At 71.7% G+C, this 22,798-nt stretch carries 14 protein-coding genes; 7 read left to right on the top strand and 7 right to left on the bottom strand.

Annotated elements, in window-relative coordinates; translation table 11 throughout:
* Positions 1-178: 178 nt before the first annotated feature.
* Entirely contained in the window at positions 179-853 is a 675-nt protein-coding gene (locus ACH4UK_RS08555) for a response regulator (RefSeq protein ID WP_398355279.1), read from the bottom strand.
* Positions 850-2,565 carry an ATP-binding protein gene (locus ACH4UK_RS08550; protein WP_398355277.1) on the bottom strand — a complete coding sequence of 572 codons (1,716 nt, stop codon included), beginning with the start codon at positions 2,563-2,565 and terminating at the stop codon, positions 850-852. Before ACH4UK_RS08550 ends, ACH4UK_RS08555 begins: the two co-directional genes overlap by 4 nt.
* Positions 2,566-2,720: 155 nt before the next feature.
* Here ACH4UK_RS08550 and ACH4UK_RS08545 point away from each other — a divergent pair, with 155 nt between their 5' ends.
* The 5 genes from ACH4UK_RS08545 to ACH4UK_RS08525 all read left to right on the top strand — a co-directional run bounded on the left by ACH4UK_RS08545 (position 2,721) and on the right by ACH4UK_RS08525 (position 7,543).
* A complete protein-coding gene (locus ACH4UK_RS08545; RefSeq protein ID WP_398355276.1) occupies positions 2,721-4,088 on the top strand; it encodes a cation:dicarboxylate symporter family transporter in 1,368 nt (455 codons plus the stop codon).
* 251 nt (positions 4,089-4,339) lie between these two features.
* Complete coding sequence (locus ACH4UK_RS08540) at positions 4,340-5,626, top strand: LAETG motif-containing sortase-dependent surface protein (RefSeq protein WP_398355274.1); 1,287 nt, start codon at positions 4,340-4,342, stop codon at positions 5,624-5,626.
* Positions 5,627-5,755: 129 nt separating this feature from the next.
* Complete coding sequence (locus tag ACH4UK_RS08535) at positions 5,756-6,166, top strand: MerR family transcriptional regulator (protein ID WP_398355272.1); 411 nt, start codon at positions 5,756-5,758, stop codon at positions 6,164-6,166.
* Entirely contained in the window at positions 6,163-6,504 is a 342-nt protein-coding gene (gene trxA / locus ACH4UK_RS08530) for a thioredoxin (protein ID WP_398355271.1), read from the top strand. The genes ACH4UK_RS08535 and trxA overlap by 4 nt, the downstream gene beginning before the upstream one ends.
* Positions 6,505-6,652: 148 nt before the next feature.
* A complete protein-coding gene (locus ACH4UK_RS08525) occupies positions 6,653-7,543 on the top strand; it encodes an NAD(P)-dependent oxidoreductase (protein ID WP_398355269.1) in 891 nt (296 codons plus the stop codon).
* 94 nt (positions 7,544-7,637) lie between these two features.
* On the opposite strand, the gene glgB is transcribed toward ACH4UK_RS08525, so the two are convergent.
* The 4 genes from glgB to ACH4UK_RS08505 form a co-directional block, all read right to left on the bottom strand.
* The gene (gene glgB, locus ACH4UK_RS08520) at positions 7,638-10,037 is read right to left on the bottom strand and encodes a 1,4-alpha-glucan branching enzyme (RefSeq protein ID WP_398355267.1); all 2,400 of its coding nucleotides are present in this window, start codon (positions 10,035-10,037) and stop codon (positions 7,638-7,640) included.
* Positions 10,038-10,149: 112 nt separating this feature from the next.
* The gene (locus ACH4UK_RS08515) at positions 10,150-11,571 is read right to left on the bottom strand and encodes a phosphotransferase (protein ID WP_398355265.1); all 1,422 of its coding nucleotides are present in this window, start codon (positions 11,569-11,571) and stop codon (positions 10,150-10,152) included.
* A 230-nt stretch (positions 11,572-11,801) separates the two neighbouring features.
* Positions 11,802-13,508, bottom strand: a complete 1,707-nt coding sequence (gene treS, locus ACH4UK_RS08510; protein WP_398355264.1) for a maltose alpha-D-glucosyltransferase — start codon at positions 13,506-13,508, stop codon at positions 11,802-11,804.
* A complete protein-coding gene (locus ACH4UK_RS08505; protein WP_398355262.1) occupies positions 13,505-15,523 on the bottom strand; it encodes an alpha-1,4-glucan--maltose-1-phosphate maltosyltransferase in 2,019 nt (672 codons plus the stop codon). The genes treS and ACH4UK_RS08505 overlap by 4 nt, the downstream gene beginning before the upstream one ends.
* A 685-nt stretch (positions 15,524-16,208) precedes the next feature.
* Here ACH4UK_RS08505 and glgP point away from each other — a divergent pair.
* Complete coding sequence (gene glgP, locus ACH4UK_RS08500; RefSeq protein ID WP_398355260.1) at positions 16,209-18,878, top strand: alpha-glucan family phosphorylase; 2,670 nt, start codon at positions 16,209-16,211, stop codon at positions 18,876-18,878.
* A gap of 230 nt (positions 18,879-19,108) precedes the next feature.
* Positions 19,109-20,329 (top strand): alginate lyase family protein, encoded by a 1,221-nt coding sequence (locus ACH4UK_RS08495; protein WP_398355259.1) that lies wholly within the window; start codon positions 19,109-19,111, stop codon positions 20,327-20,329.
* A 75-nt stretch (positions 20,330-20,404) separates the two neighbouring features.
* On the opposite strand, the gene ACH4UK_RS08490 is transcribed toward ACH4UK_RS08495, so the two are convergent.
* The gene (locus ACH4UK_RS08490) at positions 20,405-22,450 is read right to left on the bottom strand and encodes a M4 family metallopeptidase (RefSeq protein WP_398355257.1); all 2,046 of its coding nucleotides are present in this window, start codon (positions 22,448-22,450) and stop codon (positions 20,405-20,407) included.
* Positions 22,451-22,798 lie beyond the last annotated feature (348 nt).

The raw sequence follows: 22,798 nt of genomic DNA, 5'->3' as shown, positions 1-22,798 counted from the left end.
CGGCCCTGGCTACGGTACGTTCCCCAAAGAACACGCTTCGTAGGAACCTCCAGCTGCGAACCGCGCGGGCGGTACGCGAACACCGTCCCACCAGCGCTTTCTTTTCCACCTCCGCCGGACCCCGCCGAGGCCCCGAAACCGACCGGCAAGCGCTTGTCGGCCCACCGGCCCCATCCGGTCAGCGCCCCGCGGCCCGCCAGCTGTAGTGCAGCTCCGGTCGGCCGACCTGCCCATAATGCGGACGCCGCGCGGCGCTGCCCACGGTCACCAGATGCTCCAGGTACCGCCGGGCCGTGATCCGCGAGATGCCCAGCCGCTCCCCGGCGGCGGCCGCCGTCACCCCCTCCGGCGACTCCTTCAGGACCCGGGTCACCCCCTCCAGCGTCGGGCCGCTCAGCCCCTTGGGCAGCGCGGCCGGATGCGCGACCCGCAGCGCGCCCAGCGCCCGGTCCACCTCCTCCTGCCCGCTCGCCTCCCCGGCGGCGCCCCGGAACTCCGCGTACCGCACCAGCCGGTCCCGCAGCGTCGGGTAGGTGAACGGCTTCAGCACGTACTGCACGACGCCGAGCGACACCCCTTCCCGCACCACCGCGAGATCCCGAGCCGAGGTCACCGCGATCACGTCCGCCCCGTGCCCGGACGCCCGCAGCGAGCGCAGCAGCCCGAGCCCGTGCCCGTCCGGCAGGTAGAGATCGAGGAGCAGCAGATCCACCGGCGTCCGCTCCAGCGCCCGCACCGCCGCCGCGCGGGTGTGCGCCACCGCCGTCACCGTGAAGCCCTCCACCCGCTCCACGTACATCTGGTGGGCGTCGGCGGCCACCGGATCGTCCTCCACCACCAGCACCCGGATCATGCCGTGACCTCCTCGGACGCGGACGCGGACGCGGACCCGGACGGCGAACCGGCCGTCCGGGCGGGGAGCGGCAGCCGTACGGTGAACCGCGCGCCGCTGTCCGGACCCGTGTCCAGCTCCACCGTGCCCCCGTTGCGGTGGGCGGCCTGCCGCACCAGCGCCAGACCGAGGCCGCGCCCCGCCCCGTGCGTCGACCAGCCGCGCCGGAACACCTCGTCCGCCGCCTCGGGGCCGATGCCCGCCCCGGTGTCCGCGACCCGCAGCAGCAGTTCCCGCTCGTCCGCGAGCGCGGTGACCGTGACCACCCTGGCACGCCCGGCCGGGCCCCCGGCCGTACGGGGCGCGGGCATGACCGCCCCGGCGTCCTCCGCGTCCCCGGGGCTCTCCGAGGCGGCGTCCACCGCGTTGTCGATCAGATTGCCCAGGATCGTCACCAGGTCGCGCTGGGCCAGCGAGGGCGGCAGCGCCCCGTCGTCGATCAGGCTGTCCTCCGCGAGCACCAGCTCCACGCCCCGCTCGTTGGCCTGGGCCGCCTTGCCGAGCAGCAGAGCGGCCAGCACCGGTTCCTCCACCGCCCCCACCACCCGGTCGGTCAGCACCTGGGCCAGCTCCAGTTCCGCCGTCGCGAAGTCCACCGCCTCCTCCACCCGGCCCAGCTCGATCAGCGACACCACGGTGTGCAGCCGGTTCGCCGCCTCGTGGGCCTGCGAACGCAGCGCCTGCGTGAAACCGCGCTCGGAGTCGAGCTCACCGGAGAGCGCCTGGAGCTCGGTGTGGTCCCGCAGGGTCACCACCGTGCCGCGCTGCTCACCGCCCACCACCGGACGGGTGTTGACCACGACGACCCGCTCCGCCGTCAGGTGCAGCTCGTCCACCCGCGCCTCCGACGCCAGCAGCGCGCCGGTCAGCGGCGCGGGCAGGGCCAGCTCGGCGACCGTGCGGCCGACCGCCTCCGCGGCCGGGTCCAGGCCCAGCAGCTCCCGCCCCGCGTCGTTGATCAGCGCGATCCGCCGCCGCCCGTCCAGCATCAGCAGCCCCTCGCGCACCGCGTGCAGGGTGGCCTGGTGGTAGTCGTGCAGCCGGCTCAGCTCGGCCGCGTTCATCCCGTGGGTGTGCCGCCGCAGCCGGGCGTTGACCACGTACGTGCCGATCCCGCCGAGCGCCAGCGCCCCGCCCGCCGCGAGCGCGAGGGCGCCGAGCTGCTCCCGCACCTGCGAGGAGACCCGGTCCACGGTGATGCCCGCGCTGACCAGGCCGACGATCCGCCCGTCGTCGTGGATCGGGGTCACCACCCGTATCGAGGGGCCCAGCGTGCCGGTGTACGTCTCGGTGAAGGTCTGCCCGAGCAGGGCCTTCGCGGTGTTCCCGAGGAAGGTGTCCCCGATCTGCGCCGTGTCCGGGTGCGTCCAGCGGACCCGCTCGGTGTTCATGATCGTGACGAAGGCGATCCCGGTGTCCTCGCGCACCCGCTCCGCGTACGGCTGGAGTACGGCGGACGGGTCCGGGGTACGGATGGCCTCCCGTACGGAGGGGGAATCGGCCACGGCGAGGGCCGCGACCCGCACCTGCCGGGCGGCCGTCTCCTCGGCCTGCGCGCTGCCCGAGACATACGCGAAGACGGCGCACCCGGCCACCACCGCGGCGATGAGCACGACCTGCATGGCGAAGAGCTGGCCCGCCAGGCTGCGAGGAAGGGTACGGGGGAGGCGCATACCTCACAGTCTGCCTGGCCCGGCCGGGCATCTCCCGGATGGCCGGAATACGACCGTGAACGATATGAACGCAAGGGTGACCGGGGTCACAGGGCGGTGGATAGTCGCCGGAGCCCCCAGGGACGGGGGCGCATGACCGAGCCGAGGAGCCAGCCGTGGCAGTGGCAGCCAAACAGCGGGACCGAACCCACTATCTGTACATCGCCGTCATCGGTGCCGTCGCGCTCGGCATCCTCGTCGGCTTCGCCGCCCCCGGGGTGGCCGTCGAGCTGAAGCCCATCGGCGCCGGCTTCGTGAACCTGATCAAGATGATGATCTCGCCGATCATCTTCTGCACGATCGTCCTGGGCGTCGGCTCGGTGCGCAAGGCCGCGAAGGTCGGTGCGGTCGGCGGTCTGGCGCTCGGCTACTTCCTGGTCATGTCGACGGTGGCCCTCGCCATCGGCCTGCTGGTCGGCAACGTCCTGGAGCCCGGCTCCACCCTCCACATCACCGAGCAGGCGCGGGCCGCCGGCGAGGCGCAGGCTTCGGGTGCGAGCGAGTCCACCGCGGACTTCCTCCTCGGCATCATCCCGACCACGATCGTCTCCGCGTTCACCGCGGGCGAGGTCCTCCAGACCCTGCTCGTCGCGCTGCTCGCGGGCTTCGCGCTCCAGGCGATGGGGTCCACCGGTGAGCCGATCATCCGTGGCATCACCCACATCCAGCGCCTCGTCTTCCGCATCCTCGCCATGATCATGTGGGCCGCCCCGGTCGGCGCGTTCGGCGCGATCGCCGCGGTGGTCGGGGAGACGGGCCTCGACGCCCTGAAGTCCCTGGCGATCATCATGATCGGGTTCTACGTCACCTGCGCGTTGTTCGTCTTCGTGGTGCTCGGCGCGATCCTGCGGCTGGTCGCCGGGGTGAACCTGTTCTCGCTGCTGAAGTACCTGGGCCGCGAGTTCCTGCTCATCCTGTCCACCTCCTCCTCCGAGTCGGCCCTGCCGCGGCTGATCGCGAAGATGGAGCACCTGGGCGTCAGCAAGCCCGTCGTCGGCATCACCGTGCCGACCGGCTACTCCTTCAACCTCGACGGCACCGCGATCTACCTCACGATGTCCTCGCTGTTCATCGCCAACGCGATGGGTGACCCGCTGAGCGCGAGCGAGCAGATCTCGCTGCTGGTCTTCATGATCATCGCCTCGAAGGGCGCGGCCGGCGTGACCGGCGCGGGCCTGGCGACCCTGGCCGGCGGACTCCAGTCGCACCGCCCCGAACTCGTCGACGGCGTCGGCCTGATCGTCGGCATCGACCGCTTCATGAGCGAGGCCCGCGCACTCACCAACTTCGCCGGCAACGCGGTCGCCACGGTCCTGGTCGGCCACTGGACCAAGGAGATCGACAAGGACCGGGTGAACGAGGTGCTGGCCGGCCGGGTCCCGTTCGACGAGAAGACCCTCGTGGACGACCACGCCCCGGCAGGCGGCTCCGGCGAGGTCCCCGAGCAGCGGGAGACCGCCGACGAGCAGCCCGCCAAGGTCTGATCCGCGCCACCCTCCAGGACCGTCGCGGCACCCCCCACGGCCGCCGCGGACCCCCAAGGACACCCGTATCCCACGGTACGGGTGTCCTTGCGTTGCCTGTGCCCCTTCCTCACCCTTGTGGTCTTCGGACGGTCGTCGTGCACCCCGTGGCAGAGATCCGGGCGGCCGGTGCAACCCTCCTTGCCCGGCAAGGGTCTTGAGTGGTGAAGGACCGCAGTCCGCCCCACGCGCCCCACAACCGAAGGACTTCCATGCGCATCACCCCCTCCCGCCGCCGGACCCTCCGCGGCGGGACCGCCGCCATAGCCGCCGCCGCACTGGTGGCGCTGGGCGCCGCGCCGGCGCTCGCCGCCGAACCGGAGCCGGACCTCGGCGTCGGGACGATCGCGCCGATCAAGGGGGTTCAGCCCGGAGCCGCGTTCTCCACGCCCCTCACCTTCCTCAACAAGGGGACGGAGGCGGTCCCCGTCTCCTACGTGACGTACGCCGTCTCGCCCGGCCTGAAGGCGGACGAGATGCACAAGAACTGCAGCTACTACACGATCCCCTCCTACGACGAGATGCCCGACGCGCATGTCGCCGCCTGCCGGATCGACCAGCCGCTGGCGCCGGGCGTCGTCTACAGGACGGAGAAGCCCCTCTCCCTGAAGGCGCTCGACTCCGCGCTCTACGACAACCTGCGGGTGACGATCGGCGTCACCGAGCCGGACCCGGACGCGGGCGACAGCGGCTCCACGGACCCGGTGCAGGGCACCGGCGACCCGCTCACGCTGGTCGAGGGGGACCCGGCCACCGACGCCGACCGCGAGAACCACCCGGAGTCCGACGCCTCGGCCGACGTCACCGCGGCGAACACCGCCGACTTCGCGCTGACCGGCGCCGAGCTGAAGGGCGAGGTCGGCGACAAGGTCACTGCGACGGTGAAGTTCGCCAACAAGGGCCCCGCCCGGGTGCAGGGGACGATCGACCAGAGCGTGGCCACCGTCGACGTCCACATCCCCAAGGGCACGTCCGTCGTCAAGGCGCACGGATACTGCGACGCGGTCACCAAGACGCACTACCGCTGCGGAACCTCGCAGTCCTGGGTCGACGTGGACGGCGGCGAGAGCTACCCGTTCGTCCTGCGCATCGACAAGGCGGTGGGCCCCACCACGGGTGAGGTCTCCTTCGGCGGCGCCGACCGTCCCTTCGACCGGAACGCGGCCAACGACACCGCGCAGATCGTGCTCGACACCGGCAAGGGCTCGGACACCTCCGGATCCTCCGGCTCCACGGGCGGTTCCTCGTCCACCGGAGGCGGCTCCGGCACCACCGGTTCCACGGGCGGCACCGGCGGCTCGGGCGCCTCGGGCGGCTCCGCCGACACGGGCGGCTCGGCGACCGGCGGCGTCACCCCGCAGACGGCCGGCAGCGGAAACCTCGCGGCGACCGGCTCGGACTCCACCGTCCCGCTCGCGGGCATGGCCGCCGCGGCCGTGGCGGCGGGCGGCGGCATCGTCTGGGCCATGCGCCGGAGGTCGGCGGCCCGCGCGAGCTGACGGCGCGAGCCGGCGGCGCGGATCCCGGTGTGACGCCCGCGCCCAGGCCCACGCCCCTGCTCTGCCCTGCCTTGACGCCGACGCCGACGCCCTTGCCTTGACGTCGGCGTCAAGGAATACCGTCGTCCCATGCGAATCGGGGAGCTGGCCCAGCGGGCCGGGACGACGACGCGGACGCTCCGCTACTACGAGTCGCGCGGGCTGCTGCCCGCGCGGCGCGCGGAGAACGGCTACCGCAGCTACGACGAGGGGGACCTGGGTCTCCTCCAGCAGATCCGGACCCTGCAGGACTTCGGGTTCGACCTGGAGGAGACGAGGCCCTTCGTCGACTGCCTGCGCGCCGGCCACCCGGCCGGCGACTCCTGTCCCGCCTCGCTCGCCGTCTACCGGCGCAAGCTCGACGAGCTGGACGCGCTGATCGGTCAGCTCGCATCGGTGCGCGCCGAGGTCGGCGCGCAGCTCGCCCGAGCCGAACTGGAGGCGTCGGCCGACCTGCCCGGTGGTCCGGCGCCCCGCTGCGAACTGGGAGGACCATCATGATCCGGATCGAAGGCGTCACCGACGTCACCGAGGAGACCTTCGCGTCGGAGGTGCTGGAATCCGCACGGCCCGTGCTGGTCCAGTTCACCGCCGACTGGTGCGGCCCCTGCCGCCAACTGGCCCCGGTCCTGGGGGAGATCGCCCGCCAGGAGGCCGACCGGATGCGGATCGTCCAGCTCGACGTCGACCGCCAGACCGCGATCGCCGTCCGGTACGGCGTGCTGGCGACGCCGACCCTGATGGTCTTCCGGGCGGGCGAGCCGGTGAAGTCGATCGTCGGCGCGCGACCGAAGCGGAAACTGCTCCAGGAGCTGGCGGACGTCCTCGTCACGGACTGACGGACTGACGGGCCGGAGGGCTGCCGGGATGCGGCGAACCGATCCTGACCAGGCAGAACGCCCTGAGCTGGATCCTTTCCCGAAAGTGCGTATCTGACAGTCAAGTGGGTTCTGGGCAAGCCGCCTCCGCCCGCCCAGCATGGTCCCCATGACGCAAGCGAACACACCGAATCCCGCACCTGTCACCGTTCTCGGCCTCGGCGACATGGGCCGCGCCCTGGCCGGAGCCTTCCTGGCCGCCGGCCACCCCACCACCGTCTGGAACCGTTCCCCCGGCAAGGGCGAGGACCTCGTCGCCCGGGGCGCGGTGCGGGCCGCGTCCGCCGAGGAGGCCGTGCGGGCGAGCGGACTCGTCGTGGTCTGCCTCGTCGACTACGACGCATCCGACGCGGTCCTGGAGCCGCTGGCCGGGGCCCTGGAGGGGCGGGTCCTGGTCAACCTCACCTCGGACACCCCGGCGCGCTCGCGGCAGGCCGCCGCCTGGGCCGAGAAGCACTCCCTGGCCTACCTCGACGGGGCGATCATGGTGCCGGTCGACGTGGTCGGATCGGCGCAGGCGCTGGTGTTCCACTCCGGCGACCGGGCCGCGTTCGAGGCCCACGAGCCGGCCCTCAAGGCGCTCGGCGCGCCCGCCACCTTCCTCGGTGCGGACCACGGGCTGGCCGCCGCCTACGACATGGCGATGCTGGACTTCTTCTACGGGGCCATGGGCGGCCTCGTCCACGCCTTCGCGCTGGCCCGCGCGGAGGGCATCGACGGCGCGTCGCTCGCCCCGTACCTCAACACGATCGCGGGCATCCTGCCGCCGATCGCCGCGTACACGGCGACCGACATCGACACCCGCAGCTACGTCGGCGAGGGCGCGAACCTCGCCATGATGGCGGCGAGCGTCGAGCACATCCTGCACACCGCGAAGGACCGGGGCCTGGACGTCTCGCAGCTGGCGGGGCTCAAGTCCGTGACCGACCGGGCGATCGCCCGGGGGCACGGCGCCGCGTCCTGGTCGAGCATCGTCGAGGTGATCGCCGCCGGACACTGAGGCACGCCAGGAGCAGGGCCTGAACGGGGGAGGGGCCGGCGCCGCGTCAGGGGAGACGCGGCGCCGGCCCCGGCCGTTCACCGGCCCGTCCGGGCTACGCCGGACGGAACCACACCGTCGCCAGCGGCGGCAGCGTCAGCGAGATGCTGGAGGGCCGGCCGTGCGCGGGGACCGCCTCCGCCTTCAGCGGCTCCTCGTTGCGCACGTCGCCGCCGCCGTAGCGGGCCGCGTCGGTGTTCAGGACCTCCACCCAGCCCTCCGTGCCGGTCTCCGGCACCCCGAGGCGGTAGTCGCTCCGGACCGCCGGGGAGAAGTGCGAGACCGCCAGCAGCGGGGAGCCGTCCGCGTCGTACCGCAGGAACGCGAACACGTTGTCCTCGGCCGCGCCGCCGTCCACCCAGCTGAACCCCTCCGGCACGGTGTCCCGCTGCCACAGCGCGGGCACCGCCCCGTACACCGCGTTCAGGTCGCCGACCAGGGTCCGCACCCCGCGGTGGTCGTCGGACGCCCCGTAGGAGGGGTCCAGCAGCCACCAGTCCGGCCCGTGCCCCTCGGACCACTCCGCTCCCTGGGCGAACTCCTGCCCCATGAAGAGGAGTTGCTTGCCGGGGTGGGCCCACATGAAGCCCAGGTAGGCGCGGTGGTTGGCACGCTGCTGCCACCAGTCGCCGGGCATCTTCGACACCAGCGCCTGCTTGCCGTGCACCACCTCGTCGTGCGAGATCGGCAGCACGTAGTTCTCGCTGTAGGCGTACACCATCGAGAACGTCATCTCGTTGTGGTGGTACTTGCGGTGCACCGGCTCCTTCGCCACGTACTGCAGCGAGTCGTGCATCCAGCCCATGTTCCACTTCAGTCCGAAGCCCAGGCCGCCGCCGTCGGTGGGCCGGGTGACCCCGTCCCAGGCGGTGGACTCCTCGGCGATGGTGACGACGCCGGGGTTGCGGCGGTAGACGGTCGCGTTCATCTCCTGGAGGAACGCGACCGCGTCCAGGTTCTCCCGCCCGCCGGACTCGTTGGGCGACCACTGGCCGTCCTCGCGGGAGTAGTCGAGGTAGAGCATCGAGGCCACCGCGTCGACCCGCAGCCCGTCGATGTGGAACTCCTCGCACCAGTACGTGGCGTTGGCGACGAGGAAGTTGCGGACCTCGGTGCGGCCGTAGTCGAACTCCAGCGTCCCCCAGTCCGGGTGCGCGGCGCGCTGCGGGTCGGAGTGCTCGTACAGCGGCCGTCCGTCGAACTCCGCCAACGCCCAGTCGTCGCGCGGGAAGTGGGCCGGAACCCAGTCCATGATCACGCCGATGCCCGCCCGGTGCAGGGCGTCCACCAGGAAGCGGAAGTCGTCCGGGGTGCCCATCCGCGAGGTCGGTGCGTAGAACCCGGTGACCTGATAGCCCCAGGAGCCGCCGAAGGGATGCTCCGACACCGGCATCAGCTCGACATGCGTGAAGCCCAGATCCTTGACGTACGCCGGGAGCTGCTCCGCCAGTTGACGGTACGTCAAGCCCGGTCGCCAGGAAGCGAGATGGATCTCGTACACCGAGAACGGCGCCTCGTGGACCGGTCGGTCGCCGCGGTGCGCCATCCAGTCCGCGTCCTGCCACTCGTGGTGCGCGGCGGTGACGATCGAGGCGGTCGCGGGCGGGACCTCGGCGCGCCGGGCCATCGGGTCGGCCCGCACCGTGTGCGAACCGTCCGGGCGGCAGATGTCGTACTTGTACAGGGCGCCCTCGCCGACCCCGGGCACGAACAGCTCCCACACCCCGGTCGAGCCGAGCGAACGCATCGGGAAGCCCGTGCCGTCCCAGTAGTTGAAGTCACCGGTGATCCGCACGCCCCGCGCGTTCGGCGCCCACAGGGTGAACCGGGTGCCGGCCACTCCCTGGTGCTCCATCGGCTCCGTGCCGAGCGCCCGCCACAGCTCCTCGTGGCGGCCCTCGCCGATCAGATGCAGATCGAGTTCGCCGATCGCGGGCCAGAAGCGGTACGGGTCCTCCGCCTCGACGGTGTTGTCGTCGTAGACCACTTCGAACCGGTACGCGGGCGCCTCCGGCACCGGCAGCACGCCGGAGAAGAAGCCGTCGCCGTCGTCGTGCAGCTCGGCCCGCAGCCCGGTCGCCAGCACCGTGACGGACCGCGCGAACGGCCGCAGCGCCCGGACCAGCACCCCGCCCGGGACCGGGTGCGCGCCGAGCACGTCGTGCGGCGCGTGGTGGTCGCCGGCCAGCAGCCGGCCGCGGTCCGCGCCGTCCAGGGCCGGGGCGGGCCGTGCGCCCTGGCCGTCGCCGGCCTGCCGGGGGCGCGGCGGGCCCGCGTCCGCCCGCCGGGGCCGGACGCGCTTGGCCGGTGCGGCCTTCGTGGTGGTGGGAGCGGGCGCGGGCGTCGGCGCGGCCGCTACGTCCACGGCGGCTTCGACGGCGGCTTCGACGACGGTCTCGGCGGGGACTTCGGCGGTCTTGCGGGATGCCTTGCGGGACGGCTTGCGGGCGGTCACAGGGACTGCCTCCTCGGAGGGTGAGAGGGAAGCGCGGGCGGAGGGGAGCGGCGAGAGGAGAGGAGAGAGGGGAGAGCGGGGAGAGAAGGGAGGAGCGAGAAAGGAGCCCGGCTCAGGCGGCTGCGGACTGGGCCAGCCGTTGGATGGCCGCCATCGGAACCGGCAGCCAGTCGGGGCGGTGCCGGGCCTCGTACAGCACCTCGTACACGGCCTTGTCGGTCTCGTGGGCGCGCAGCAGCTCCGGTTCGCCGCGCGGATCGCTGCCCGACGCCTGTGCGTAGCCCTCGCAGTAGGCGGCACGGCAGCGGGCCGCCCACTCCGGGTTCCACGGGCGGTGCGAGCGGGCCGCGTAGTCGAAGGACCGCAGCATGCCCGCGACATCGCGCACCGGAGGCGCGGGCCTGCGGCGCTCGGGCAGCGGGCGGGCCGGTTCGCCCTCGAAGTCGATCAGCGACCAGAACCCGTCGGCGGAGCGCAGCGTCTGTCCGAGGTGGAGATCGCCGTGCACCCGCTGCTGGGCCCAGCCGCTGCCCCGGACCCCGAGATCCGTCACCGCCTCGAACGCGGCGCGCAGCCCGGGGACGTACGGCACGAGTGCCGGGACGGCCTGGGCGGCGGCCTCCAGACGCTGGGTCATCTGGGAGACGAGCTGCCGGGTCTGGGTGCCGCGCAGCGCCGGGGTCGGCAGTGCGGCGGCGAGCGCGGTGTGCACCTCGGCGGTGGCCCGGCCCAGCGCCCGCGCCTCCGGCAGGAAGTCGCGGCCCGCGGCGAGGGCTGCCAGCGCGAGCTGCCAGCCGTCGCGCGCTCCGTGCAGGAACGGCTGGAGGACTCCGAGGGTGAGCGGTTCGGCGCCCGGGGCCTCGAACCAGGCGACCGGGGCCGGTACCCGCTCGCACCCCTCGCCGGTGAGCGCGAGGGGCAGCTCCAGGTCCGGGTTGGTGCCCGGGAAGACGCGCCGGAAGATCTTGAGGATGAACGCGTCCCCGTAGACGAGCGAGGAGTTGGACTGCTCGGCGTCCAGCACCCGGGGCGCGAGACCGGCCGGGAGCGCGCCGGTCCGCTCGAAGCGCAGCGAGCCGAGGCTCCCGGGGCGGCGGAAGCGCTCCAGCAGCAGATCGGCCAGCCGCGGGTCGTGCAGCGCGTCGTAGACGGTCCGTCCGGCGAGCGGCCCCCGCTCCACCCGGCCGATCAGAGCTCCCGCGAGCAGCGGCGGCAGTGACGTTCTTGCACCCAGGAGCAGTTGGTAGCAGTCCTCGGCCGGATGCACCGGCACGGTGGACTGCTGGACGCGCAGCAGGAGATGGAGCAGTCCCGGACCCGCCGCGCCGTCCAGCGGCAGCATCTCGGTGGCCGAGACCAGGGAGAAGCCGGTGACCGGCCGGCCCTTGCCGGCGAACCACCGCTGTCGGGGCAGCCATTCATGGAGCAGCGGGGCGAGGGACGGGAGCAGGGCCCCGTCCGGCGTACCGCTGTGCGTTGCGCTGTTCCTCGTGCTCTTCGCCAGGGCGACGTGAGTGGATGCAGCCTCCGACATGGCATCGCGTCCTTTCCCCGGGCACACCACAGGATGCGAAGAGTGTCCCGGATTGCGGCAATGGCTGTCCGGCTGTGCGGGACGTGTCGGGAGAGGAAGGTCCGTACGGACTCGAACGGCGGAACCGTGACGGCCGAAGGCGCCGGAGCCGTGAAGGCCCGAGGCCTTTCTGGGGTCAGGGTGCCCCGTGCGGGACGGCGGAAACCGTCCCGCACGGGGCCGGCCGGGCATCAGGCCGGCGGCGCGTCCTTGCGCAGCCGGAACCAGTAGAAGCCGTGTCCCGCAAGGGTCAGCAGGTAGGGCCACTGACCGATGGCCGGGAAGCGTACCCCGCCGATCAATTCCACCGGATGACGTCCGTTGAACGATCGCAGGTCCAGTTCCGTCGGCTGGGCGAACCGCGAGAAGTTGTGCACGCACAGGACGAGGTCGTCCTTGTACTCGCGGGTGAACGCCAGCACCGCCGGGTTGGAGGACGGCAGTTCGGTGTACTCGCCGAGACCGAAGGCCGGATTCTGCTTCCGGATCTCGATCATCCGCCGGGTCCAGTGCAGCAGCGAGGACGGCGAGGCCATCGACGCCTCGACGTTGGTGACCTGGTAGCCGTAGACCGGGTCCATGATCGTGGGGAGGTAGAGCCGCCCCGGATCACTGGAGGAGAACCCGGCGTTGCGGTCGGGCGTCCACTGCATCGGGGTGCGCACCGCGTCCCGGTCGCCCAGCCAGATGTTGTCGCCCATCCCGATCTCGTCCCCGTAGTAGAGGATCGGGGAGCCGGGCAGCGACAGCAGCAGCGCGGTGAACAGCTCGATCTGGTTGCGGTCGTTGTCCAGCAGCGGGGCGAGGCGCCGGCGGATGCCGATGTTGGCGCGCATCCGCGGGTCCTTGGCGTACTCCGCGTACATGTAGTCGCGCTCTTCGTCCGTGACCATCTCGAGGGTGAGCTCGTCGTGGTTGCGCAGGAAGATGCCCCACTGGCAGTTCTTCGGGATCGCCGGGGTCTTCGCCAGGATCTCGGAGACCGGATAGCGGCTCTCGCGGCGCACCGCCATGAAGATCCGCGGCATCACGGGGAAGTGGAACGCCATGTGGCATTCGTCGCCGCCCTGCTCGTAGTCGCCGAAGTAGTCGACGACGTCCTCGGGCCACTGGTTGGCCTCGGCGAGCAGCACGGTGTCCGGGTAGTTGGCGTCGATCTCCTTGCGGACCCGCTTGAGGAAGTGGTGGGTCTCGGGGAGGTTCTCGCAGTTGGTGCCCTCGCGCTGGTAGAGGTAGGGCACCGCGTCGACCCGGAAGCCGTCGATGCCCAGGTCAAGCCAGAAGCGCAGGGCGGCCATGATCTCTTCCTGCACGGCCGGGTTCTCGTAGTTGAGGTCCGGCTGGTGCGAGAAGAAGCGGTGCCAGTAGTACTGCTTGCGCACCGGGTCGAAGGTCCAGTTCGACGTCTCGGTGTCGACGAAGATGATCCGGGCGTCCTGGAACTGCTTGTCGTCGTCGGCCCAGACGTAGTAGTCGCCGTACGGCCCGTCCGGGTCGGTGCGGGACTGCTGGAACCACTCGTGCTGGTCGCTCGTGTGGTTCATGACGAAGTCGATGATGACGCGCATGCCCCGCTGGTGCGAGGCGTCCACGAACTCCACGAAGTCGGCGAGATCGCCGAACTCCGGCAGGACCGCGGTGTAGTCGGAGACGTCGTAGCCCCCGTCGCGCAGCGGCGACTTGAAGAACGGCGGCAGCCAGAGGCAGTCGACGCCGAGCCACTGGAGATAGTCCAGCTTGGCGGTGATGCCCTTGAGGTCGCCGATTCCGTCGCCGTTGGAGTCCTGGAAGGACCGGACGAGCACCTCGTAGAAGACGGCGCGCTTGAACCAGTCGGGATCGCGGTCCTTGGCGGGGGTGTCCTCGAACGTGTCGTGGACGGGCTCATTGACGATCATGGTGTGGGTGACCCTCCGGTCGGCGGGGACGGTCGCAGGACGGCGATGTGCGCGGGCGTGATGCCCGGCTCTAGGCGCACATAGAAGGCCCTGCCCCAGTGATAGGTATCGCCGGTGAGCTCATCGCGCACCGGTACGCGCTCGTGCCATGAGAGGCCGAGCCGCTCCATGTCCAACGAGACCGTGGCCTCCTGGGTGTGGTGCGGGTCGAGGTTCACGACCACCAGCACGGTGTTCGTTCCGGAGCGCTTGCTGTAGGCGATCAGCGCTTCGTTGTCGGTGTGGTGGAAGTGGACGTCGCGCAGCTGCCGCAGAGCGGGGTTACGCCGGCGGATCCGGTTCAGCGAGGTGATCAGGGGCGTGAGCGTGCGGCCCTCGCGTTCCGCCGACTCCCAGTCCCTCGGGCGCAGTTCGTACTTCTCCGAGTGCAGGTACTCCTCGCTCCCCGGCGCCGCCGGAGTGTTCTCGCACAGCTCGAATCCCGCGTACACGCCCCAGGAGGGGACGAGCGTCGCGGCCAGGACCGCCCGTGCCTCGAAGGCCGGGCGGCCGCCCTCCTGGAGGTGTCCGGGAAGGATGTCGGGGGTGTTCACGAAGAAGTTGGGCCGCATGTACGAGGCGGCCTCGCCGGCCAGCTCCGTGACGTACTCCGTCAGCTCCTGCCGGGTGGTGCGCCAGGTGAAGTACGTGTACGACTGCTGGAAGCCGACCGCGCCCAGGGTGTGCATCATCGCCGGGCGGGTGAACGCCTCCGCCAGGAAGATCACATCGGGGTCGGCGCCGTTGATCTCCTCGATGACCTTCTCCCAGAAGACCACCGGCTTGGTGTGCGGGTTGTCGACCCGGAAGATACGCACTCCGTGGTCCATCCAGAAGCGCAGGATCCGTACGGTCTCCGCCACCAGACCGCGCATGTCCTTGTCGAAGGCGATCGGATAGATGTCCTGGTACTTCTTCGGCGGGTTCTCGGCGTACGCGATCGAACCGTCGGGGCGGTGGTGGAACCAGTCCGGGTGCTCCTTGACCCACGGGTGGTCCGGCGAGCACTGGAGCGCGAAGTCCAACGCGATCTCCATCCGCAGATTGCGGGCCACCGACACGAAGTGGTCGAAGTCCGCCAGGGTCCCCAGCTCCGGATGGACCGCGTCGTGCCCGCCGTCGGCCGAACCGATCGCCCACGGCACGCCCGGATCGTGCTCACCGGGCGTCAGGGAGTTGTCCGGCCCCTTGCGGTGGGTGGTCCCGATCGGGTGGACCGGGGGCAGATACACGACGTCGAACCCCATCGCGGCGACCGCGGGCAGCCGCTCGGCGGCCGTCCGGAAGGTGCCGCTGACCAGCCGGGTCTCCGCGTCCGGTGAGGTGTCCGCCGGGTCCACCGGCACCCGGCGCGCCCCCTCCGAGCGCGGGAACAGCTCGTACCACGACCCGAACAGCGCCCGCTCGCGCTCCACCCGCACCGCCAGCGGCTTGGAGCGGGTGACCAGTTCGCGCAGCGGATACCGGGCGAGGACCGCGTCGGCGGCCGGGGTCAGCGCCGCGGCCAGCCGGGCGGCCGGCGGGTGGGCGGTGTCGCGCAGCGCGTCCACGGCGGCCAGCACCGCCTCGCGGCCGTGCTTCTTCGGGACGCCCGCGGCGGCCCGCTCCAGCAGGGCCGCGCCCTCGGCCAGCACCAGGTCCGTGTCGATGCCCGCCGGGATCTTGATCGCGGCGGTGTGCCGCCAGGTGGTGACCGGATCGCTCCAGGCCTCCACCGTGTACGTCCAGCGGCCCTCGGACCCCGGGGTGACCTCGGCCCCCCACCGGTCCGTCCCCCGGGCCTGCTCGCGCATCGGCGTCCACGGCCCGACCCGTCCGCTCGGATCGCGCAGCACGACATTGGCGGCCACCGCGTCGTGGCCTTCGCGGAAGACGGTGGCGGTGACCTGGAAGGTCTCACCGACGACGGCCTTCGCCGCCCGTCTGCCGCAGTCGACGAGAGGACGGACGTCCAGGACGGGAATACGACCGATCATGGAATCACCTGGGGGCTGGAGGAGCTCGGCGTACACGGGGGACGGCACGGGCGCGGAGGACCGACCGCGCGTGCCGCGAAGACGGGGATCTGTCCTTTGTAGCTGCTCAGCTGTCCGCTGACGGGCTGTGGGCATGGCCGCTCCTGTCCGCGTTCACTCGAATGGCACTCGAATGGGTGGGTCGCGGGGGTTTCATGCATGTTTCGGAATGCACGGAGAACATCTGCGGGCCGGGTCGTGACGTGTACCGGGGAAGCCTTCCCCGCGTCCGCGGGTGGGAAATGCGGTGCCGTGTTAACTACTCGGTCGTAGCCGGCGGATCGGCCCCCGCCGTGCGCGGCGCGCACGCCTCCGGTGGGCGCAGGGGCCCGAGGCGCCTCCACGGATTCCGGATACCCGCTCTGCGGCGCCACACGGCAGCCTTCCCTGTGTCAGGGAGGTCCACAAGGCTGCGTACGGGGGTGATATCGGCCAAACCCCCAGGTGAGCGAAGTGACGAGAGGTCACGGACGGGGTGCGTGGTGCGGCTGTGAGGAGGCGCGCGGCGACCGGTCCCGGACCCCGCGCGCCGTCCGCGCGCCGTGGCAGGCGGCCACGGACGGCCGCTACCGTCAGGGGTGACGGAAGGGGCGCACACCGTGGTGCGTCCGCTCGGATGCGCAAGTCCCCTGTAAAGGTGGAGTACGTGAAGGCCATTCGTCGATTCACCGTGCGTCCTGTCCTCCCCGAACCCCTCCGACCCCTGCACGACCTCGCGCGCAATCTGCGCTGGTCGTGGCATAACGAGACCCGAGAGCTCTTCCGGTCCGCCGACCCCGAGGGCTGGCGGCCCGCGGACGCCGACCCCGTACGCCTGCTCGGCTCGCTGTCCGCCGGGCGGCTCAGCGAACTGGCCCGGGACGAGGAGTACCTCGGCCGCCTGGCCGCGGCCTCCGCCGACCTCGCCGAGTATCTGGACGGCACGCGCTGGTATCAGGAACAGCGGGCCGCCGGAGCCGAACTCCCCTCCGCCGTCGCCTACTTCTCACCGGAATTCGGCGTCACCGCGGCGCTGCCCCAGTACAGCGGCGGCCTCGGCATCCTGGCCGGCGACCACCTCAAGGCCGCCAGCGACCTCGGCGTCCCGCTCATCGGCGTCGGGCTGCTCTACCGGCACGGCTACTTCCGCCAGACCCTCTCGCGCGAGGGCTGGCAGCAGGAGCACTATCCCGTCCTGGACCCCAACGAGCTCCCGCTCGACCTGGTCCGCGAGGCCGACGGCACCCCCGCCCGGGTGGTGCTCGCCCTGCCCGGCGGACGCTCGCTGCACGCCTGCGTCTGGCTGGCCCGGGTCGGCCGTGTCCCCCTGCTCCTGCTCGACTCCGACGTCGAGGAGAACGCCCCCGGCGAACGCGACGTCACCGACCGGCTGTACGGCGGCGGCAGCGACCACCGCCTCCTCCAGGAGATGCTGCTCGGCATCGGCGGCGTGCGCGCGGTACGCACCTGGTGCCGGCTGACCGGCACCCCGGAGCCGGAGGTGTTCCACACCAACGAGGGCCACGCCGGCTTCCTCGGCCTGGAGCGCATCCGCGAACTGATCCCCACCGGCCTCGACTTCGACGCCGCCCTCGAGGTGGTCAGGGCCGGGACCGTCTTCACCACCCACACCCCGGTGCCCGCCGGGATAGACCGTTTCGACCGGGGGCTCGTCGCCCGCCACTTCGGCGACGACGGCGAGCTGCCCGGCGTCGGCGTCGAGAAGATCCTGCGGCTCGGCACCGAGACCTACCCCGGCGGCGAGCCGGAGCTGTTCAACATGGCGGTGATGGGCCTGCGCCTGGCCCAGCGCGCCAACGGCGTCTCCACCCTGCACGGGGCCGTCAGCCGGGAGATGTTCTCCGGGCTCTGGCCGGGCTTCGACCCCGCCGAGGTGCCGATCACCTCCGTCACCAACGGCGTCCACGCACCGACCTGGGTCGCCCCCGAGGTGTTCCGGCTCGGTGCGGGCCAGGTCGGCGAGGGCCGCGCCCACCAGGTGCTGGCGGGCGGTCCGGTGGCCGGCGAGGCCGACGGGGCCACCGGCACCCCCCGCCGCTGGGACGCGGTGACCGGCATCGGAGACCAGGAGATCTGGGACCTGCGCCGGGACCTGCGCGGACAGCTGGTGACCGAGGTCCGCCGCCGGCTCTACGCCTCCTGGCGGCGGCGCGGCGCGGGCACCGCCGAGCTCGGCTGGATCGACGGCGTCCTCGACCCGGACGTCCTGACGATCGGCTTCGCCCGGCGGGTCCCCTCGTACAAGCGGCTCACGCTGATGCTGCGCGACCGCGACCGGCTGCGGGAGCTGCTGCTGCACCCGACGCACCCGATCCAGATCGTCGTCGCGGGCAAGGCCCACCCCGCCGACGACGGCGGGAAGCGGCTGGTCCAGGAGCTGGTGCGGTTCGCGGACGACCCGCGGGTGCGCCACCGCATCGTCTTCCTCCCGGACTACGGCATGGGCATGGCGCAGAAGCTCTACCCGGGCTGCGACGTCTGGCTCAACAACCCGCTGCGTCCCCTGGAGGCCTGCGGCACGAGCGGGATGAAGGCGGCCCTGAACGGCTGTCTCAACCTGTCCGTGCGCGACGGCTGGTGGGACGAGTGGTTCGATCCGGACTTCGGCTGGGAGATCCCCACCGCCGACGGCTCGGCGGTCGACGAGGACCGCCGCGACGAGCTGGAGTCGAACGCCCTGTACGCCCTGATCGAGGACCGGGTCGCCCCGCGCTTCTACGACCGGGGGGCCGGGGCCCTGCCCGACCGCTGGATCGAGATGGTCCGCTCCACCCTGGTCAACCTCGGTCCGCGGGTGCTCGCGGGGCGGATGGTGCGCGAGTACGTGGAGCGTCTGTACGCCCCCGCCGCGCAGTCCCGGCGGGCCCTGGAGCCCGCGGTCGCGCGGGATCTCGCCCAGTGGAAGGCCAGGGTCCGGGCGGCCTGGCCGGAAGTCGCCGTCGACCATGTGGAGTCGGTCACCGACACCGCGGCGGGCGGCTCGGCCGAGCTCGGCGCCACCCTGGCGCTGCGGGTGCGGATCGCGCTGGGCGGCCTGGACCCGGACGACGTGGAGGTCCAGGTGGTCGCGGGCCGGGTCGACTCCGGCGACGCCATCGCCGATGCCCAGGTCTTCCCGCTGAAGCCGGCGGGCGGCCAGGACCTGGAGGACCGCTGGCTGTACGAGGGGCCGCTCGCCCTGGACCGGACGGGACCGTACGGCTACACCGTGCGCGTCCTGCCCGCCCACGCGCTGCTGGCCACCAGCGCCGAACTGGGCCTGGTCGCGCTGCCGACCGAGGCGACGGGGGAGGGCGCGGGCGTGCTGATGCGCTGAGCGCGCGTCACGGCGGACCCGAAGGGCCCGGCACCGCACCGGTGCCGGGCCCCTGCGCGGATGCCGGTGGGTTCCTTCGTGCAATGAACACAGAGTCTTGACGTGTCCATGGAATGGCTTTACGTTCCTGACTCATCGCAGGGTTCAGCATGCGGCCTGTTGTTCATATCCATGAACTCCCGCGTCGGGTCGGGCCGTTGAACCGCCACCGCACCGGAAGGCACCCCCACATGCGCACCGGCACCATTTCCCGCGTTCTCGGCACCGCCGCAGGCCTGGCCGCGCTGCTCACCACCGCTCTCGCCGCACCGGCCCTCGCGCAGCGGGCCACGGCGCCGCCCGAGGCTCCCGTCACGGCCGCCGCCCCGGCGAACTTCACCCACCCCGGCGTGCTCGTCAGCCGCCCGCAACTGGACTTCGTCCGGGGCCGGGTACAGGCGGGCGCGCAGCCCTGGAAGAGCGCCCACGACCAGATGATGGGAAGCAGGTACGCCTCGCTCTCCCGCACCGCCAAGCCGCGCGCGGTCGTCGAGTGCGGCTCCTACTCCAACCCCAACATCGGCTGCACGGACGAGCGCGAGGACGCCATCGCCGCGTACACGCTCTCCCTGGCCTGGTACATCACGCAGGACAGCAGGTACGCGCAGAAGGCCATCGAGATCATGGACGCCTGGTCGGCCGTGATCAAGGACCACACCAACAGCAACGCGCCGCTCCAGACCGGCTGGGCCGGCTCCTCCTGGCCGCGCGCCGCCGAGATCATCAAGCACACCTACAGCAGCTGGCCCAACTCCGGCCGCTTCGGCACGATGCTGCGCGACGTCTATCTGCCCGAGGTGACCAACGGCTCCCACTCCAACGGCAACTGGGAGCTGTCCATGACGGAGGCGGCGATCGGGATCGCGGTCTTCCTGGAGGACCGCGCCGCCTACGACAAGGCCGTCGGCAAGTTCCGCGGACGTGTCCCCGCGTACATCTATGTGACCGCCGACGGGTCGCTGCCCAAGGTCGCGCCGGGCAGCGGGCTCGACACGCGGGCCAAAGTCATCAACTACTGGCAGGGCCAGTCCACCTTCATGGACGGGCTCTCCCAGGAGACCTGCCGCGATCTGACCCACACCGGCTACGGCATCTCCGCCATCTCCCACATCGCCGAGACCAGCCGCATCCAGGGCCAGGACCTCTACCCGGAGATCGCCGACCGGCTGCGGCACGCGATGGGGCTGCACGCCAAGTACCAGCTGGGCGCGGCCGTGCCGTCCTCGCTGTGCGGCGGCTCGCTCAAGGACAGCCTCGGTCCCATCACGGAGGTCGGCTTCAACGCCCTGTCCAACCGGCTCGGTCACGCGATGACCAACACGCAGACGCTGACCGAGCGGCAGCGCCCCGCCGGATCCAACAACCTGTTCGTCGCCTGGGAGACACTGACCCACGCGAACAACCCCGCCTGACCCGGCGGCACGTGTGACGACGAACGGCCCGGGAGGGGGTGAACCCCTCCCGGGCCGTTCGTCGTCACGGGTGGATCAGAAGGTGAGCTTGAAGCTGTTGATCCGTCCGGTGTCCTGGCGTGCGACGTCCTGGACGCGGAGCTTCCAGACCCCGTTGGCCACCTCGGACGAGGCGTTGACCGTGTAGGTCGCCACCACGTTGTCCGCGGAGTCGCCGGAGGAGGAGTTCTTCAGCCGGTAGGCCGTGCCGTCCGGGGCCACCAGGTCGACGACCAGGTCACCGCGCCAGGTGTGCGTGATGTTCACGTCGGCCTTGAGGGTGCTCGGCGCGTTGCCGGTCACGCCGGAGACGGTGACCGAGCTGGTGACGGCCGCACCGGCGTCCGGGATGGTGACCGCGGTGGTGTTCTCGAACACCTTGCCGCCCGGGTCCGGGTCGCCGCCGCCGGGGCGGGCGCCCACGTTGATGCCGGCCCAGGCGTGGGCCACGGCCGCGTACTCGGGGCTGGTGGCCCCGTACAGCTCACTGGCGACCGCGAGCGTGCCGGTGCGGGCAGCGGCGTAGTTGGTCGTCGAGGTGAACTTGGTGGTGAGCGCCTTGAACCAGATCTGCAGCGCCTTGTCCCGGCCGATGCCGGTCACCGGGAGGCCGTCGGAGGTCGGCGAGTCGTAGTTGACGCCGTTGACGGTCTTGGCGCCGCTGCCCTCGGAGAGCAGGTAGAACCAGTGGTTCGCCGGACCCGAGGAGTAGTGGACGTCGACGTTGCCGATGCCCGAGTACCAGTAGTCCTTGGACGCGCCGTCCCTGGAGGGCTTGTCCATGTAGCGCAGCGGGGTGCCGTCGCCGTTGATGTCGATCTTCTCGCCGACCAGGTAGTCGCCCGGGTCCTGCGTGGTGTTGGAGTAGAACTCCACGCCCGCCGCGAAGATGTCGGAGGTGGCCTCGTTGAGGCCGCCGGACTCGCCGCTGTAGACCAGCCCGGCGGTGACCGAGGTCACGCCGTGCGACATCTCGTGCGCGGCCACGTCGAGCGAGGTCAGCGGCTTGACGTTGCCGCTGCCGTCGCCGTACGTCATGCAGAAGCAGCTGTCCTGCCAGAACGCGTTGACGTAGTTGTTGCCGTAGTGGACGCGGGAGTACGCGCCGACGCCGTCACCGCGGATGCCGGAGCGGCCGTGCACGTTCTTGAAGTAGTCCCACGTCTCGGCCGCGCCGTAGTGGGCGTCCGCGCCGGCCGTCTCGGCGTTCTGCGGAGTGCCGTCGCCCCAGACGTCGTCCGGGCCGGAGAACAGCGTGCCGGTGCCGGAGCTGCCCCGGTTCAGGTTGTACGTCTTGTGGTTGCCGCGCGTGGTGTCGGTCAGGGTGTACGAGGGCGCGGTGCCCAGGGTGACCTGGCCGTTGTACTGCGTGTTGCCCGTGCCGTTGTGGACGGCCTGCCACGTGTAGAGCTGCTCGCCGGAGGCGGCGTCGGTGACCACGTGCAGCTCGTTCGGGGTGCCGTCGTGCTGGAGCCCGCCGACCACGGTCTCGTACGCGAGCTGCGGGGAGCCGCTGCCCAGCCAGACCACCTTGCGCGGGGCCTCACTGGGCTTCTTCGCCTCGGACCCCTCGGCCTTCGCCGCGCCGAGCGCCTGCTTCTCGGCTGCGGCCGGGGCCACGTCGGCGGTGAGGCCGACGGCCTTCAGCTGCGCGCTGGTCGCCTTCGACGCCTTGCTGACGCTCTGGGTCGCCCCGGCCGCCGACTCCTTGACCACGAGGTCGCCGCCGAGGACGGGGAGCCCGTCCAGGGTGCGCTCGTAGCGGGTGTGCGTGGTGCCGTCGCGGTCCTGGACGACATCGCGGACCACGAGCTTCTCGGTGGACCCGAGGCCGAGCGACTTGGCGGTGGCCGCCTTGGTGGCGTTGGCCTCGCGGAGCAGCTCGGCGCGCTGGGCGGGGGAGAGCTTGGCGGGCAGGGCGCCCGGGTCGGCCTTGGTGCCGGCGGTGATGCCGCCGAGCGGGGCCGAGGCGGGAGCGGAGGTGGCGGTCGCGGCGCCGGACGGAATGGCGACGGCTATGAGGGCTGCTGCGGCTATCAGAGCGCCGGTCGCGGTGGCGCGACGGCTGGGCGTGGATCTCACGCGGACTCCTTCTGCGAGGGGGGTACCGGCGGCGCTGGACGGGCCGTCCGGACGGTGCAGGCGGTGCGCAGAACGGGGTGAAGAGTGTCAGCAGATGACCGTGTCTGTCAGGACCGCGTCAACAACTTGGCCGGTTTTCGTTCGTTGCCGGAAAGGTCATGTTCGTTAAGCGGACGTTTCACCGATCATTGCCACCGTGTTACCGGGCGTTGCAGAGCCCGGTATTCACAGGGTGGTCACAGGTTTCATGCGCGAAGGTCACCGGGTCCTCGCGGGCGGGAAGAGGTGTGATGACCGCCTGTTGAGACAGCGTCGGGTTCTGGCCAGATCCGCACATCGGAATGTGCC

Origin of the sequence: Streptomyces sp. NPDC020884 (genome assembly GCF_044333935.1) — a bacterium.
Lineage (GTDB): Bacteria > Actinomycetota > Actinomycetes > Streptomycetales > Streptomycetaceae > Streptomyces.
The sequence above is the reverse complement of the archived record's forward strand: the minus strand, read 5'-3'. Positions and strand labels throughout refer to the sequence as shown.